The 16,107-nt window shown below is 63.5% G+C and carries 12 protein-coding genes and 1 pseudogene; 7 read left to right on the top strand and 6 right to left on the bottom strand.

The window, feature by feature from the left end:
• Positions 1-100: 100 nt before the first annotated feature.
• Positions 101-481 (top strand): annotated as a pseudogene (locus tag ACP7BV_RS04385) (IS4 family transposase); the annotation flags it as partial.
• A gap of 66 nt (positions 482-547) precedes the next feature.
• On the opposite strand, the gene ACP7BV_RS04380 reads toward ACP7BV_RS04385, so the two are convergent.
• Positions 548-2,383, bottom strand: a complete 1,836-nt coding sequence (locus ACP7BV_RS04380; protein WP_426101872.1) for a hypothetical protein — start codon at positions 2,381-2,383, stop codon at positions 548-550.
• Between the two features lie 543 nt (positions 2,384-2,926).
• Here ACP7BV_RS04380 and ACP7BV_RS04375 point away from each other — a divergent pair.
• The 6 genes from ACP7BV_RS04375 (at position 2,927) to ACP7BV_RS04350 (ending at position 11,730) form a co-directional block, all read left to right on the top strand.
• Positions 2,927-4,216 carry a nucleotide sugar dehydrogenase gene (locus ACP7BV_RS04375; protein WP_426101870.1) on the top strand — a complete coding sequence of 430 codons (1,290 nt, stop codon included), beginning with the start codon at positions 2,927-2,929 and terminating at the stop codon, positions 4,214-4,216.
• A gap of 45 nt (positions 4,217-4,261) precedes the next feature.
• Entirely contained in the window at positions 4,262-5,296 is a 1,035-nt protein-coding gene (locus tag ACP7BV_RS04370; RefSeq protein ID WP_426101868.1) for an SDR family oxidoreductase, read from the top strand.
• Positions 5,297-5,362: 66 nt separating this feature from the next.
• Positions 5,363-6,766: a TIGR03013 family XrtA/PEP-CTERM system glycosyltransferase gene (locus ACP7BV_RS04365; RefSeq protein WP_426101866.1), complete on the top strand. Its 1,404-nt coding sequence runs from the start codon at positions 5,363-5,365 to the stop codon at positions 6,764-6,766.
• A 92-nt stretch (positions 6,767-6,858) separates the two neighbouring features.
• Positions 6,859-8,940, top strand: coding sequence for an XrtA/PEP-CTERM system histidine kinase PrsK (gene prsK, locus ACP7BV_RS04360; protein ID WP_426101864.1), 2,082 nt, complete (start codon positions 6,859-6,861; stop codon positions 8,938-8,940).
• A 17-nt stretch (positions 8,941-8,957) separates the two neighbouring features.
• Complete coding sequence (gene prsR, locus ACP7BV_RS04355; RefSeq protein ID WP_426101862.1) at positions 8,958-10,319, top strand: PEP-CTERM-box response regulator transcription factor; 1,362 nt, start codon at positions 8,958-8,960, stop codon at positions 10,317-10,319.
• 1 nt (position 10,320) lies between these two features.
• Complete coding sequence (locus ACP7BV_RS04350) at positions 10,321-11,730, top strand: right-handed parallel beta-helix repeat-containing protein (RefSeq protein WP_426101860.1); 1,410 nt, start codon at positions 10,321-10,323, stop codon at positions 11,728-11,730.
• 286 nt (positions 11,731-12,016) lie between these two features.
• Here the strand turns inward: ACP7BV_RS04350 and ACP7BV_RS04345 are convergent, their stop codons facing one another.
• Genes ACP7BV_RS04345 through ACP7BV_RS04325 form a run of 5 tightly spaced genes read right to left on the bottom strand, consistent with a single transcriptional unit; the run spans position 12,017 to position 16,081 of the window.
• Positions 12,017-12,841 carry a hydrolase 1, exosortase A system-associated gene (locus ACP7BV_RS04345; protein WP_426101858.1) on the bottom strand — a complete coding sequence of 275 codons (825 nt, stop codon included), beginning with the start codon at positions 12,839-12,841 and terminating at the stop codon, positions 12,017-12,019.
• Positions 12,834-13,637, bottom strand: coding sequence for a hydrolase 2, exosortase A system-associated (locus tag ACP7BV_RS04340; protein ID WP_426101856.1), 804 nt, complete (start codon positions 13,635-13,637; stop codon positions 12,834-12,836). The genes ACP7BV_RS04345 and ACP7BV_RS04340 overlap by 8 nt, the downstream gene beginning before the upstream one ends.
• Before the next feature lie 2 nt (positions 13,638-13,639).
• Positions 13,640-13,885 carry an acyl carrier protein gene (locus tag ACP7BV_RS04335; RefSeq protein ID WP_426101854.1) on the bottom strand — a complete coding sequence of 82 codons (246 nt, stop codon included), beginning with the start codon at positions 13,883-13,885 and terminating at the stop codon, positions 13,640-13,642.
• Positions 13,875-14,903: a GNAT family N-acetyltransferase gene (locus ACP7BV_RS04330; protein WP_426101852.1), complete on the bottom strand. Its 1,029-nt coding sequence runs from the start codon at positions 14,901-14,903 to the stop codon at positions 13,875-13,877. Before ACP7BV_RS04330 ends, ACP7BV_RS04335 begins: the two co-directional genes overlap by 11 nt.
• Positions 14,900-16,081: a DegT/DnrJ/EryC1/StrS family aminotransferase gene (locus ACP7BV_RS04325; RefSeq protein WP_426101850.1), complete on the bottom strand. Its 1,182-nt coding sequence runs from the start codon at positions 16,079-16,081 to the stop codon at positions 14,900-14,902. Before ACP7BV_RS04325 ends, ACP7BV_RS04330 begins: the two co-directional genes overlap by 4 nt.
• Between the last annotated feature and the right edge of the window lie 26 nt (positions 16,082-16,107).

The following is a 16,107-nucleotide window of genomic DNA, read 5'->3' as shown; positions in this document are numbered from 1 at the left end:
CGAAACCGTATATATGGACCGCGAAAGCGACCGACATTCTTGCCAAAGTCACGCGCGCTCGTGCCAAACTTAATAAGATTCAATCTGTTTGACGCACTACACTAGTTACCGCGAGCTCAAGCAAACGATGATGGGTGTGGCGTTAACCCTGCGCAGCCAAACTGTCGCTGGCGTGCAGCAGGAAATCTGGGGCGCCATGATTGCTTATAACTTGGTTCGGCTTGAAATTGCCAAGGCAGCGCTCGAGGCCGAGTGTGCTCCGACCGACATTAGCTTTGTGCTGGCCTTGCACACGATCCAGTATGAGTTGATGTGGGCCGCGGCAACGCGGGCACAGGGAAAATTCCCGAAGCTACTTCAGAACATGCGGCAGAGGCTCGTTACCGAGCTCACTGTGAATCGACCCGGCAGGAGGTTCGACCGGGTCGTTAAAACCAAGCCACAACGCTACCCGTACCGCATTACGAAAGAAATAGCTTAAGTCAACGCCATTAGGGACGGTGCCGGAATTGCCGGAACTGTCGGAATTGCCGGAAATGTCGTTCTGTCAGCCGCCCTGGCCCCCGCTCGGCTTCCATAAGTGCAGCGTCACCGTCTTGACGTTGCGCCCGTCGCGCGCGGCGGGATTGGCCAGCGTGACCGAGCCGGCCGGCACATGCGAAGCGGGGCCCAGGCGGCGCGCCAGCAGCGCTTGCCAGCCGTCGATGCCGCGCGCCTTGTAGTCGGTGCTCAAGAGCCAGGCGCTGCGCAAGTGGGCGGCATCGATTTTCTCGATCACCCGGGCCGAACCGGCCGTGCTGCCTTCATAGCCCGCAATCAGCCATGGCGTGCCCAGCGGAACGGCGCCAAGCGCGTACACCACGCCGGGGCTGTCGGCAAAATCGAGCATGTCCTCGCCCGCTCGCAAACCTGCGGCCTGCGCCATGGCGCCGATCTGGCGCACGCCGTCGGCGCTGCGCGCGTCAAGCAGCAGCGTGCCGGTTGCCACCGCGGCGGGACTGTTTTGCGCGCCCAGCGCGCTGTACTGGCGGTAGGTGTAGGCCGCATCGGTGAGCGCGAGCACTTGCGTGGTCAGCGCCGGTGCGCACAGCAGGCAGGCACTGGCCGCCAGCGCGCCAGCGTTGAGCAGGCCCTGGTGGTGCAGGCGGTACAGCAGTAGGAACACCGCGCACAGGGCGAACATCGAGGCAATCGCGCTGTGGCGCAGGATGGGCATGTTGGTGCCGAAGGAAAACGCCAGCGGCAAGGTGAACAGCAACAGCAGCAGCGCGGGACGCGCGCGCTCGGCGCGCTGTTCCAGGCTCCACAGGCCCAGCGCCGCCAAGGCCAGCACCTGCAGCCAGATGGAACCGCGATGGTCGAGCGTGATCGCCAGCGCGGCCGCGCCCACCAGCAGCAGCGTCAATGCCGAGACGGCGCCCGCCGTGGCGGTGCCGAGCCGGCGCCGGATCAGGAAAAACAGCAGGCCCGCCGCCAGCAGCACAGGTCCGCTGCGCATGAATTCGCGCTGCACGTCCCAGCTGACCGACTTGGCCAGCCACACGAGGCCGTAGCCGCCGCGCATGCGGGTAATCTCGATGCCTTCGCGCAGCGAGGCCAGCCAGCCGGGGAACTGGGCGGCGAGCAGGATAAAATTAATCGCAAAGCCGGCCGTGATCAATCCCGCCATCGCCAGCAGGCTGTTCCACTTCCAGGCGCGATTGACGGCGCCGTAGAACAGCAGATGCACCAGCAGCACCAGCAGCGCGCTCGTCGCTTTCGACAGAAAGCAGGCGCCCAGCGCCAGCCCATACAGCAGCGGCGCCAGACGCGGCGCCTTGCCTGCTGCCTGCTGCGCGATCGTGCGCAGCAGGCAGGCCGTCATGACGGCCATGGTGGCAAGCGAGAGCAGGTTGTAGGAGGGCGCGCGCAGCGTGGTCAGGAACCCGAAGTACAGCATCGAGGCCGCCATCGGCCCTGCCAGCCAGGCGCAGCGCTGCCAGCGCGTGGCGTCCTGCCGGGGCAGCGAAAAGCGCAGCACGGCATGCATCAGCAAGGCGCTGCTGGCCAGCACCAGCGCCAGCGACAGGATGCGGATGCCGGCAATGCTGTGGCCCATGGCGCGAAACGGCCACTCGAAATAGGCGCCAAAAAACGTGACGGTGCCGGTGAACTGGCGCCAATACAGAAAGTTGTGGAAGTAATAGGATTCGTCGGTGAAATCGAAGCCGCGCGGCGCCATCCAAACGTACAACGCCACTTGCACCAGCAGGATCAGCAGTGCGGGCAGGGCCCAGCGCGCCAGACCCGGCGCAGGGAGCCGGGAAGGGGCTGGCGTAGGGACTTGCGACGGGACGGGCGAAGGGAGCGGGCCGGAGCGTCGGGCAGGGGAATCGAGGATCATCGGGTCACTTTATACGGTGCGAATTGCAGTTCCGACATGATACAGAGCGCGCTTCGGTCGAGGCGTGTTTTTATCACAATTGCATGGCTATCTGTTACTCATACTGCCAATGTTTTGATATGATCTGCCCCGCGTCGCCTTACGATCCTCGCAACATGACGCGCGGGGTCAAGCACGTTGCACGTCTGTCAAGCGGAACGGCAGTCCCATCCGAAAAATGATAAAATCGCACTCCTCCGAGAGCCTCGCGCCTTCTCATTGCGCGCAGCGGCACTAACGGTCTCTAGGCGCGCTTGCCGGGGCCAGTGGTTGACAACAAGCCAGTTACAGCGCCTGCCTGGCGCGTGGACCGGACCGAAAGTTCATCCATGAATCTTGCTGCCCGGTACAGCGTTGTGCTGACGTACAGTGATGTTTTAACAATGCTCTTGCGGGTATGTTGTTTCTCCTGAACAAAATTAGTTGCTTCAATTGAGCGTCGCTTGTTGGTGTGATATATTCTAGTTGTTATAATTGCAAAAATTTTCTTATACGGATGCGAACATGAAATCAAATGACGTCGTTGCAGTAGTTGGACTGGGCTATGTTGGCATGCCGCTGGCAGTAGAGTTCGGAAAAAAGCGGACAACGATCGGATTTGATCTTTCGGCCAGCAAAATTGAAAGCTATCGCAATTTCATCGACCCGACGGGCGAGCTGTCGACCAGCGAATTGCGCGCCGCCTCCCAGCTGACGGTCGGCACCGACCCGGCGGCGCTGAGCGACGCCAAGTTCATCGTGGTGGCCGTGCCGACCCCGGTCGACATCGCCCACAACCCCGACTTCACGCCGCTGGCCGGCGCCAGCAAGACGGTCGGCCTGCACATGAAAAAGGGCGCCATCGTCATTTTCGAGTCCACCGTGTACCCGGGCGCGACCGAAGAAGTGTGCATCCCCATCCTCGAGCAGCATTCCGGCCTGAAATGGAAAGAAGACTTCCACGTCGGCTTTTCGCCTGAGCGCATCAACCCGGGCGACAAGGAACACACCTTGACCACGATTCTCAAGGTGGTCTCGGGCGACGACGCCGAAACGCTCGAGCTGGTGGCCGAACTGTACGAGTCGATCATCACCGCCGGCGTGCACCGCGCCTCGTCGATCAAGGTTGCCGAAGCTGCCAAGGTCATCGAAAACACCCAGCGCGACCTGAACATCGCCCTGATGAACGAACTGGCTATCATTTTCGACAAGATCGGCATCGACACGCTGGAAGTATTGAAAGCGGCCGGCACCAAGTGGAATTTCCTGCCGTTCCGTCCGGGCCTGGTGGGCGGCCACTGCATCGGCGTCGATCCTTACTACCTGACGCACAAGGCGGAAATGGTCGGCTACCACCCGCAAGTCATTCTGGCCGGCCGCCGCATCAATGACGGCATGGCCAAGTTCGTTGCCGAAAAAACCGTCAAGTCGATCATCGCCGCCGGTTTCCACGTCAAGGGCGCCAAGGTCAACGTCATCGGTCTGACCTTCAAGGAAAACTGCCCCGACCTGCGCAACTCCAAAGTGGCCGACATCGTCTACGAACTGCAATCGTACGGCGTGGACGTGCGCGTCTACGACCCGGTCGCGTCGAACGCCGAAGCGCAGCACGAATATGGCATCAAGCTCGACAGCTGGGAAGACTTGCCGCAGGCCGACGCCATCGTCGCCGCCGTGCCGCACAAGGAAATCCTGGCCCGTCCGCTGGCTGACCTGACCGCCAAGCTCAATCCGAACGGTTGCTTCATCGACGTCAAGTCGCAGTTCGACAAGGCGGCGCTGGTGGACGGCGGATTCTCCGTCTGGCGCTTGTAATAGTGCCCCTCCCTTTCGATTGCGTTGCCAGGAAAGTACCGACCAGTGAATAAGTTTGCCGAACTTCAATTGCATTTGCGCGACAACGCGTATCACTGGCTCGTGACCGGCGCCGCCGGCTTCATCGGTTCGAACCTGGTTGAAGCGCTGCTGCGGTTGAACCAGCGCGTCACCGGCCTGGACAACTTTGCCACCGGCCACCAGTACAATCTCGACGAAGTGCGCTGCCTGGTGGGCGACGCCGCCTGGCAGCGCTTTACCTTCATCGAAGGCGATATCCGCCAGTTCGCCGATTGCGCGCGCGCCTGCGAAGGGGTCGACTTCGTGCTGCACCAGGCGGCGCTGGGTTCCGTGTCGCGCTCGATCGCCGACCCGATCACCAGCAACGACGTCAATATCACGGGCTTTTTGAACATGATCACGGCGTCGCGCGACGCGAAAACGCGCCGCTTCGTCTACGCCGCTTCCAGCTCCACCTATGGCGACCATCCAGCCTTGCCCAAGGTCGAGTCCGTCATCGGCAATCCGCTCTCGCCGTACGCGGTCACCAAATACGTCAATGAACTGTTCGCCGATGTGTTTGCCCGTTGTTACGGGATTGAAGCGATCGGCCTGCGCTACTTCAACGTCTTCGGTCCGCGCCAGGACCCGCACGGCGCTTACGCCGCCGTGATTCCCCAGTGGATTGCCGCGCTGATTGAAAACCGCGACCTGTTCATCAATGGCGACGGCGAAACCAGCCGCGACTTCTGCTTTATCGACAATGTCGTGCAAGCCAATTTGCTGGCGGCCATGTCGCCGGCCGCGGCCGCCAACCAGGTCTACAACGTGGCGCTCAACGAGCGCACCAGCCTGAACGAACTGCACCAGATGATGTGCGCGCTGCTGCGCGAGCGCTATCCGCATGTCGAAGGGCACCGGCCCCATTTCAAGGATTTCCGCGCCGGCGACGTACGCCACTCGCAGGCCGACATTTCCAAGGCTGAAACGCTGCTCGGCTTTGCGCCCACGCACCGGATCGGCGAAGGCCTCGAACAGGCCCTGCAATGGTACATCGCGCACCTCGACCGGGCGCTCTAGTTCCAGGCAACAGTGGGCAGGGCGCCATGCGTCCCCCAGTAGGCATTAAGAATTGCGGAGGAAAGCGTGTTAAAGATTTCTAATCACTACGTCTCGAAGATAGTGTTTTTCCTATTGTTCGTCGAAGTGCTGGTACTGATCGGTTCGGCATACGCCGGCGCTGCCGTACGCGTGCTGAATATGGCCGAAGGCACCACGGCGCCGGAGTTTCCTCACTTTTTCCTGTCCGCACTCGCGTTTGCCTGCGCCATCATTTTTTCGATGAGCGCCATGGGCCTGTACCAGCTCAACTTTACCGAAGGCTTGCGCGACCCGTTTTTCCTCAAGCTGATGCCCGCCTTTGTGATGGGCTTCGTGATCCTCACCCTCATTTTCTACGTGCTGCCGGACCTGCAGATCGGGCGTGGTGTGCTGGCGGCCGTGTTTACGATTGCCGCAGGCGGCATCTTTTTGGCGCGCATGGTGTTTTTCAAGACGTCCGAATTGCGCTTCCTGGAAACGCGCATCATCTTTTTGGGCGGCGGGCCGCTGGCCAAGGAATGCTCGGACCTGGCCATTCATAACACCGGCTACCACCGCTACGACATTGCCGGCTATGTCGCCATTCCTTCCGAGGAATGCTGCGTGCCGCTGTCGCAGGTGCTCAAGGTGCGCGACGGCGAGTCGCTCTCGACGCTGGCCATGGCCCACAATGTCGAGGAAATCGTGGTGTCGGTGCAAAACCGGCGCGGCGGCTTCCCGATCAAGGAACTGCTCGACTGCAAGCTGCAAGGCATCAAGGTGACCGACGCCGCCAATTTTTTCGAGCGCGAAAGCTGCCAGATCCGCGTCGATTCGCTGCAGCCAAGCTGGCTGGTGTTTGGCGGCGGCTTTGACCAGAGTTTCATCCGTACCTTCATGAAGCGCGGCTTTGACCTGATCTGCAGCGGCGGCATCTTGCTGGTGGCGTTTCCCGTCATGGTCGTCACCGCCATCGTGATTTACCTGGAAGACCGTTCGCCGATCTTTTACCAGCAGGAGCGCGTGGGCCTGGACGGGCACAGCTTCAATGTGCTGAAATTTCGCAGCATGCGCAACGACGCCGAAAAAGGCGGCAAGCCGCAGTGGGCCGCGCAAAACGATCCGCGCGTCACGCGCATCGGGAACTTCATCCGCAAGACCCGGATCGACGAACTGCCGCAAATCCTGAACGTGTTCAAGGGCGAGATGAGCTTTGTCGGCCCGCGCCCGGAACGCCCATATTTCGTCGAGCAGTTGATTGAAGTGGTGCCTTACTACAACGTCCGCCACAGCATCAAGCCCGGCATTACCGGCTGGGCACAGGTGCGCTATGGCTACGGCGCTTCTGCGGACGATGCGTTGCAAAAACTTCAATATGACCTGTATTATGTGAAGAACAATAGTTTATTCCTGGACATCCTGATTCTGATTGATACGCTCAAGGTCGTACTGTTCCGCAGCGGTCGCTAGTCGGTCGCTAGTCGGTCGCTGGACGATTGCCAGACGTTCGCTAAATACAGGGACATTTTAATTTCCGCTGCGGTTCTGACGGATGGTGCACATTGAGCAGTATCGCTTCCTACAGCTACCTGGTAGCCGCCCTTGCATTCCTGGTCCTGTGCGTCATGCTGATGACGCGCTGGCGCAGCCGTACCCACGCCACCTCGGTCACCATCGCCGCCGTCGCCAGCCTGTTCTGGAGCGCCGCGCTGGCATGGCAAGCCGACCAGGGCGACTTGCCAGCCTGGTCGGCCTGGACCGATTCCTTTGAAGTGCTGCGCAACGGCGCCTGGTCCGCCTTTCTCATCGTCCTGATCGGCAGCTACCGTGACCCGGACAGCCGCCTGCCGCTCAAGCTGCAGGGCTGGGTGCTGGCAATCTTTTCCTTCTATGTGCTGTTCTTCCTGGGCACCGTGGCCGGGGTGTGGCACCTGACGTCGCTCAGCGAATCGGGCTTGATGCCGAGCGTGACGGCGCGCGTGGCGCTGGCCGTGCTGGGCATCGTGCTGGTCGAGCAGCTCTACCGCAACAAGTCGCTGCAGGAGCGCTGGGCAGTCAAGTTTGCATGCCTGGGCATTGGCGCCATGTATGCGTACGATTTTTACCTGTTTTCCAACACCATGCTGTTCCACCAGGTGGACCCGGACATCTGGGCCGCGCGCGGCGTCATCAATGCGCTGACCGTGCCGCTGGTGGCCATGTCGATCGCCCGCAGCGCTTCCTGGTCGTCGGAACTGGCGCTGTCGCGGCGCGTGATGTTCCATACCGCCGCGCTGTTCGGCTCGGCCATCTACCTGCTGGCCATGGGCTCGGCCGGCTACTACCTGCGCTTTGTCGGCGGCAGCTGGGGCACGGTGATGCAGGTCGCGTTTTTGTTCGGGGCGCTGGTGCTGCTGGTGGTGATCCTGTTTTCAGGCACCTTCCGCTCGTGGCTGAAGGTCTTCATCAGCAAGCACTTTTACCGCTACAACTACGACTACCGCGAAGAATGGCTGCGCTTTACCCGCACCCTGTCCGAAAGCGGTCCGGGGCTGGGCGTGCGCACCATCCAGGCCGTGGGCGAACTGGTTGAAAGCCCGGGCGGGGTGTTGTTCATCCGCCGCGATTCGGGCCTGTACGAGCCGCAATCGTACTGGCATGTGCCGGTCGAAAACATCAGCGAGCCGGCCGATTCGCCGTTTTGTCAGTTTTTGGAAAGCAAGCAGTGGGTGGTCGACCTGAACGAATACGCCGAGCGGCCCGAGCTATATGACGACATGCCGCTGCCCGCCTGGCTGACCAGGTTCGCCCGCCGCTCCTTGGTGGTGCCGCTGATCATGCAGGGCAAGCTGTTCGGCTTCATGCTCCTGATGCGCCCGCGCAGCCCGGTGGCGCTGAACTGGGAAGTGATCGACCTGCTCAAAATTGCCGGCAACCAGGCCGCCAGCTACCTCGCCCAGCAAGACGCGGCCACCGCGCTGATGGTGGCGCGCCAGTTCGAGTCGTTCAACCGCATGTCCACCTTCGTGGTGCACGACCTGAAAAACCTGGTCTCGCAATTGTCGCTGCTCATTCCGAACGCGGAAAAGCACCGCAACAATCCGGAGTTCCAGCGCGACATGCTCGACACCGTGACCCACTCGGTGCAAAAAATGAAGCTGCTGCTGCAAAAGTTAAGCCGCAGCGAGTCGCCCGTTCACATGGCCCCGCTGGCCATCGACAAGGTCTTGATCCAGGCGGTGGCGCTGAAGGCCGCGTTCGAGCCGCACCCGGTGCTGGAATTGCTCGATGCCGGCATGAAAGTGCTGGCCGACCGCGAACGGCTCGAGCGCGTGCTCGGCCACCTGATCCAGAACGCGATTGAAGCCACGCCCAAGGATGGGAAGGTGGCCATCAGCCTGCGCCGGCGCGACGACAACGTGCTCATTACCATTGCCGACACCGGCGAAGGGATGAGCGAGGAATTCATCCGCGAGCGCCTGTTCAAGCCGTTTGAATCGACCAAGTCGGCCGGCATGGGCATCGGTGTTTTCGAAAGCCAAGAGTACATTTCGGAATTGGGCGGTAAAATCGAGCTCGTCAGCGAAGTTGGCGCCGGTACCACCTTTTATGTAAGTTTGCCGCTCCATCAACACCAGGCGCAAACGCTCGATATTGCCGTCTGACGGCCAGAAAGACTGCTGTGACTACGACCAAACAAAAACTGCTCATCATCGAAGACGACCCGGGCCTGCAAAAGCAGCTGCGCTGGAGTTTCGACGCCTATGACGTACTCGTCGCGGGCGACCGCGAGAGCGCGCTGGCGCAGATCCGCCGCCACGAGCCGGCGGTGGTCACGATGGACCTGGGCTTGCCGCCCGACCCGGACGGCGCCACCGAAGGCCTGGCCACCTTGCAGCAAATCCTGGCGCTGGCGCCCGCCACGCGCGTGATTGTCTTGACCGGCAACCAGGACCACGCCAACGCCGTCAAGGCCATCGCGCTGGGCGCCTACGACTTTCACCAAAAGCCGTGCGACAGCGAAGTACTGGGCCTGGTGCTGCAGCGCGCGTTTTTTTTGCATGCGCTGCAAAAGGAAAACCAGCGCATGCTGGCGCAGCAGGCCGATTCGCCCATGGCCGGCCTGATCACGCGCGACGCCGGCATGCAAAAGGTGTGCCGCAACCTTGAACGGGTGGCGCCCACTACCGCGTCGGTCATGGTGCTGGGCGAATCGGGCACCGGCAAGGAAGTGCTGGCGCGCGCGCTGCACAACCTGTCGCCGCGCGCGAATAACCGCTTCATGGCGATCAACTGCGCCGCGATTCCCGAAAATCTGCTCGAGAGCGAATTGTTCGGCTACGAAAAAGGCGCCTACACGGGCGCGGCCAAGCAGACCAAGGGCAAGGTCGAACTGGCCAACGGCGGCACCTTCTTCCTCGATGAAGTGGGCGACTTGCCGATGGCGCTGCAGGCCAAGCTGCTGCGCTTTTTGCAGGAACGCGTGATCGAGCGCGTCGGCGGGCACGAGGAAATTCCGGTCGATGTGCGCATCGTTTGCGCGACGCACCAGAACCTCAAGGAGCTGACGGCGGCCGGGCGCTTTCGCGAAGACTTGTATTATCGCCTGTCCGAAATCGTGGTCACCATCCCGCCGCTGCGCGCGCGCCTGGGCGACGCGGCGCTGCTGGCGCACCACTTCAAGAACAAGTTCAGCGCCGCCGAATCGCGCTCCGGCCTGCATTTTTCCAGCGAAGCGATGACGGCGATCGAAACCTACGGCTGGCCGGGCAATGTGCGCGAAATGGAAAACTGCATCAAGCGCGCCGTGATCATGGCCGACGGCCCGGCGATTCAACCCGACGACCTGGGCCTGGCCGCCGCCGCCCCCGAAGACGAGCCGCTCAACCTGCGCCAGGTGCGCGACGAAGCCGAGTACAAGGCGCTGGTCAAGTCGCTGGCGCGGGTCGACGGCAATATCGTCAAGGCGTCCGAGCTGCTCGGCATCAGCCGCCCGACCATGTATGACCTGATGGCGCGCCATAACATCAAGAACGGCGACTAGCATGGCGCGGCGCGCGCTGCGGCTGCTGGCCGGCTGCGCCCTGATCGGCGTGCTCGCTGCCGGCGCCGGCGCGCTGTACCTGCAGGACAAGGGCATCACGCCGCGCGCGCTGGCGCCCTACATCGACAAGCGGACGTCCGGCCACAATCCAACCATCGAGGGTGTGGGCCAGTGGTCGGCCGCGGCGCTGGTGCGGCTCGACCGGGGCGAGTCCCGCCCACCCGTGGCCACCTTTGCGGCCATCGGCGCGCGCGCCGCGCTGCCCTTCGCCGGCGCAGCGGCGCAGCGGCGCATCGTGTCCACCAGCGACGAGGTAAGGCGCGCCATCGCGGCCGCGGCACCGGGCGACGTCATCACGCTGCTGCCGGGGCGCTACCAGTTCGCCGACGCGCCGCTGTATGTCAGCCGGCCGGGCACCGCCGCCGCGCCCATCGTGCTGCGCGCCGAGCAGGCCGGCAGCGTCACGCTTGAATTCGCGCTGGTGGAAGGCTTTATTGTCAGCGCCCCGTACTGGCATTTTGAAAACCTGGCCATCCGCGGCGTCTGTCTCGAGCAGGCCCAGTGCGAACATGCCTTTCACGTGGTCGGCGCGGCGCATCACTTTGAAGCGCGCAATAACACCATCACCGACTTTAACGCCCACTTCAAGATCAATGGCGACCAGCGCCTCTTTCCCGACCATGGTTTGATTGACGGCAATACGCTGCGCAACGCCAGCGCGCGCAGCACCAGCAGCCCGGTGACGCTGGTCGACCTGGTGGCGGCCAGCGGCTGGACGATCCGGCGCAACCTGATCGCCGACTTCATCAAGAGCGGAGGTGACCGCATCAGCTACGGCGGCTTCGTCAAGGGCGCCGGGTCGGACAACGTATTTGAGCAAAACGTGGTGCTGTGCGAAGACCGGCTGCGCGGCGCGCCGGGGCAGCGGGTCGGCCTGTCGCTGGGAGGCGGGGGCACCGGCAGGCAGTACTGCCGCGACGGCAGGTGCATCACCGAGCAGGATCGCGCCATCGTGCGCGCCAACCTGATCGCCAGCTGCTCGGACGACGGCATTTATCTGAACAACGCGGCCGCCAGCGAACTGCTGCACAACACGTTGGTCGACACCGGCGGCATTCAGGCGCGCTTTGCCGGCACCAGTGCCGACGTCGAGGGCAACCTGGTTGACGGCGACATCCGCAGCCGCGACGGCGCCTTGCTGCGCCTGAACGACAACCTGTCTACGCCGATCGCGCTGCTGTACACGGGTTACCATGCGCAGCGGCGGCTGTTTGCCGACGATTTTCAGTGGAAGCAGGCGCCGCCCCGGCGCGCCAAGGTCGACGAACTACCGCCGGACCTGTGCGGTGGAACGCGCCCGGCTGCGCCAAGCTACGGCGCATTTGAAGATATTAGCGCCTGCCAGAAGTAGATCTGACCGGTTCAGTAGAATTACATCGTCCTCGCGCACGAGGCTGTTGCAAAACGCTTTAGGACCAACTCGCCACTCAAAAATCGCAACATTTGGGATTCTGGAGACCTAAACAACATCGTCCTCGCGAAGGCGGGGGACCCATAGAACGGATGCCAATCCCTCCCTTAAAATCAGGTAGTTACAGTAACCAGATTGATTCAAGGAGAACATGACTCGTCGGTTCTATGGGTCCCCGCGTGCGCGAGAACGATGTTGGTTGTGGTTTTCGAGTTACCAGGCGCATTCAATTCCAGGCGCGCAGCCACTCGGCCGTCCACTGCGCCACTTGGTCATGCCAGACGCGGCGCGAGCAGGTATGGTCGGCCTTGGGCAGCAGGCGCCGCGTGATGCGCGGCGCGGCCATCAGGCCGCTCCACTTGGGCGACTGCGCGACAGCGGCGAATTCCTGCGCCGTCAGGTCGGCCCCGCTCAGAATCACCAGCACCTTGCCGGTAAAACGGTCCAGCCCTTGATGCATGCGGTCCGGCAGAGCGTTCGAAGCCGGCGCCTTGCGCGCGCTACCCAGCAGGCCGGTAAACGAGCGCGCGGCGGCGCGCACGTCAAAGCGGCCACTGGCGATTTTTTTCCACAGCGCGCCTTGCAGCAGCCGGTCGCGGTAGTAGTGCTTGAGCGTGGCCTTGGCCGCGCCGCTGTCGGTGCGCACCCAGGGATTGAGCAGCACCAGGCCGGCCACGCGCGCGTCGCCCGCTGCGTACAGCGCCGCCGCCGACGCCGCGTCGCACAGGCCCCACAGCACCACTTCGCGCACCGCCGGCGCGGCGGCCAGGAAGGCGTCGATGGCGGCGCGCAGGTCGTCGCCCACGTTCTCGAAGTCGCGCATCTCGCCTTCGCTGTCGCCCATGCCGCGGTAATCGAAGCGCATCGCCGCAATGCCTTGTTCGGACAGGCTGCGCGCCAGCAGCGTGAACTGGCGATGGCTGCCGGCGCGATATTGCGGACCTCCAACGACGATCAGCACGCCGCGCTTGTGGGGCGCTGCGGGCAGGTTAACAACGCCATACAGCCAGTTGCCGGCGCAGGCAAACACCAGGGCGCGCTGTTCAGTCATGGGCCAACAAGCTGCAGGTGGCGGCAATCAGCTCGGGACACTCGGTGATTTCCTGGGTTGACCAGAAGGAGGTTGCTGCCACCTTGTGCAGCGCGGGCGCCGCGCCCAGGCGCGTCCATTCAGCGGCCACGCGCAGCGCCGCCGGCGTGATGGGCCGTTCGGCGGCGGCGACGATTTCGATCCAGTTTACGGGGCAACTCGGTAAAAACCGTATCACATCGAGCGCGTCAATTGCCTTTACAAGTTCCGGCGCCAGCACGTAACCGGCCACCTCGAACGCCTCGCCGGCCAACAGGCGCGCGCGCAGTTCTGCGGTGCCTTCGGACGCCCCGTCCAGCATGGCGCCGGCCACGCGCAGGCGCAAAAACTGGGTCATGAAGGCGGCGCCTTGCAGCACCGGCTGCCACAGCACCAGTTGCGCCACTGGCTGGGTGCGCGCGCAGTCGAGCGCCAGCAGCGCGCCCAGGCGCAAGCCCCACAGCCCGACCGGCATCTGCAGGCGTTCGCGCAGCCAGGCGCTGGCGGCCGCCACGTCGTCCTGCCAGCGTTCCCAGCGCGCGTCGGCAAATTCGCCGCCGCTGTCGCCGCAACCGTGCAGGTCAATCTGCAGCACGCCGTAACCAAGCGCTGCCAGCGCGCGCGCCTGCAGGGCCGCCATGCGGCGCGACTTGTTCATTTCTTCGGCAAACGGATGGATATAGACCAGCCCACCGCGGCACGCGCCCTGCGGCGCGTGGTACAGGCAAAAGCGTTCCCCGTCGAGGAAGAACGCTGCAGCCGGCGCGTGCTGCGGCATGCTCACCCGAGTTTTTGCGCCACGAACGCGGCCAGGCTGCCCAGCGTGTCGAACGTTTCGGCGCTGATTTCATCGTCCTGCACGGCGATGCCGAAATGCTCTTCGAGCGCGGTAATCACGTTCACAACCGCCATGGAATCGAGTTCGGGAAGGCTGCCCAGCAGGCGCGTTTGCGCGTTCATTGCGTGGCCCTGTTCGCCCAGGTTCAGGATGTCGATCAGGATCTGCTTTACGTCGTCAAGGTACATGGTGTGCTTTCAAGGTGCGCGACTGCCAGCGCGCATGGAGACGGGCCAGGACCGGCCAGCGGTAATAATTGACATGGTATAGAGTGCGCACCTCATCCGTCCAGCGGGTGTGCCATTCCATCACCTTGCCATAAAATTCAAGGCGCGCAAAACGGCCTTCGTCGAACAGCTGGCGGCACGCTTGTTCGCGCATCAGCAGCGTTGGCGACAGGTTGCCCGGCACGCTCTCGTCATAGCTTGTTTTCAGCACGATGATCTGCGCGGCGTCTTCGATGCACAGGTCCATCGCCACCAGCTGCTCGCCAAACCAGTAGCGGTAAATGCTGCCTGCACCGCGCCGGCAAAAGCCTTCGAGCATGGCCTGGTAGTAGCGGCCCTGCGCATTGTCGGCGGCCACCGCAGTGCCGCCGCCGGCTTTCCAGCCCGCGCTCTCGAGCCGGCCATAGTCGGCCACGGCGGCGGCCACCTCGCCCGGCAAATGGCTCACCTGCAGCCGCAGCGCCACGCCTTCCTTGTCCAGCCGCGCGCGCTGTTTTTTCAGGTTGGCGCGCAGGTTCTTGCCGCGCCCATTCCAGTAATTTTCAAAACTGCCGGCCAGCGTGATTTTGGCGGTGTCGATGTAGCTTAGGGTGCGCAGCTTGCCGCCTTCGGCGGGGCGCGGCAGCAGGTCGGGATCGCACTGGGTCAGGCCAAACAGCAACGCCGGGCCGGGCAGGGCGGCGACCAGCGACGCCAGCAGCGGTTCGAGCGCCAGGCCGCTTTCCTGCAGCCATAGGCCAATCGGCGCCTGGGCCGGCTGGAACAGCGCCCAGCTGCCGCGCCCGCGCGCCTCGACCAGGGCCATGGCCACGGTTCGCCCGTCATGCGCGCAGCTGGCCAGGTATTGGCGGCCGGTGCCAAATTCGGTAATCAAGGGCTGCACGAATTCCACTGCCAGCATTGGGGAGGCCTGGCAGCGCGCGTGCAGCGCGGCCCACTCTGCAGGCAATTGCGCCGCCTTGACGAGCGACCATTTCATGCGGCGAGCGCGGCGCGGATCGCGACCGTCATCCACGCGACTTCGTCGGCGCGCAGCTCCTGGTGCACCGGGAAGGCAATCACCTGGCGCGACAGGGCCGCACTGTTGGCGCACATCTCGGCGCCCGGCCACAGCGTTTCGGCAAAGCGCGTCATGGGCACGCGGGCCGCGAGCAGGCGTTCAAACAGCGGCTGGGGCGCGTCTACCAGCAGCGGAAACAGCCACGGGCAGGCGCCGTCAGGCAGGGCGGCAAACAAGGGGCGGCAGCCGGGCAGGCCGACCAGCGCCTGCTGCAGCTGCAGGTAATTGGCGCGCCGGCGCGCGACAATGCGCGCGTGCGAAGCGTGCGCGATCACGGTGCGCGAAAACCACGATGCGCGCTTGTCCAGCCAGCGCGCATCGAACTCATAACTGCTGTCGGACGACGAAGGCGTCAGCGTGCCTGTGAGCGCGGGCGCGGCGCGCTGCTTGAGACGGCCCCACAGCGCCGCCTTGAGCTTGAGCGGAAGCCAAAGCAGCGCGTGCACCAGCGGCAGGCGGCCATACGCAAAGCTGTTTTCCAGCGCGTTCAGGCAGGCTTTCACTTCGAAACCCTTGCCCGCCGAGACCGTGGGCGGGGTGCGCAGAACGTGGCGCGCCGAGACCAGGCAGCCGCCTTCGTAGATGGGAAAAAACTTCATGCTGCTGGCAATGGCGTAGTCGCCCCAGGAGCCGGCCGGTTTGCCCTCATGCTCGCCAAAAAAACAGTGGGCGCAGTCTTCAAGCAGAAATAGTGCGTTCTTGTCGCACAGCGCGCGCAGCGCAGCCATGTTCTGGGCGATACCGAAGTAGTGGGTGACCATCAGTACCTTGACCGTCGCGTCGAGCCGGGCGGCGATGTCAGCCAGGTCAACCTGCGCATCCGGCCCGACCTTGTAAAACACCACGCGCGCGCCGCAGGCCAGCACCGGCGGGATCATCGACATGCTGTGGTATGCGGGCACCAGCACCGTGTCGCCGGCGCCCACGTGCATTTCGCGCAGCGCCAGCGCAATGGCGATGCGCCCGCTGGTAACCATGCGCACGTCACCGGCGCCCAGCACCGAAGCGGCGGCCGGCCGGTGCGGCGCCCCGAAGGTGCCGCGCGAGAGCACGGGCGCAAGCGGGGCGCGGGGTTTGATATCATTCGGCGTGGGCATGGTGGAAGTATAAACGGTGCACCGCA

It is taken from the genome of Massilia sp. TSP1-1-2, from assembly GCF_049896185.1.
GTDB lineage: Bacteria > Pseudomonadota > Gammaproteobacteria > Burkholderiales > Burkholderiaceae_D > Telluria_A.
The sequence above is the reverse complement of the archived record's forward strand: the minus strand, read 5'-3'. Positions and strand labels throughout refer to the sequence as shown.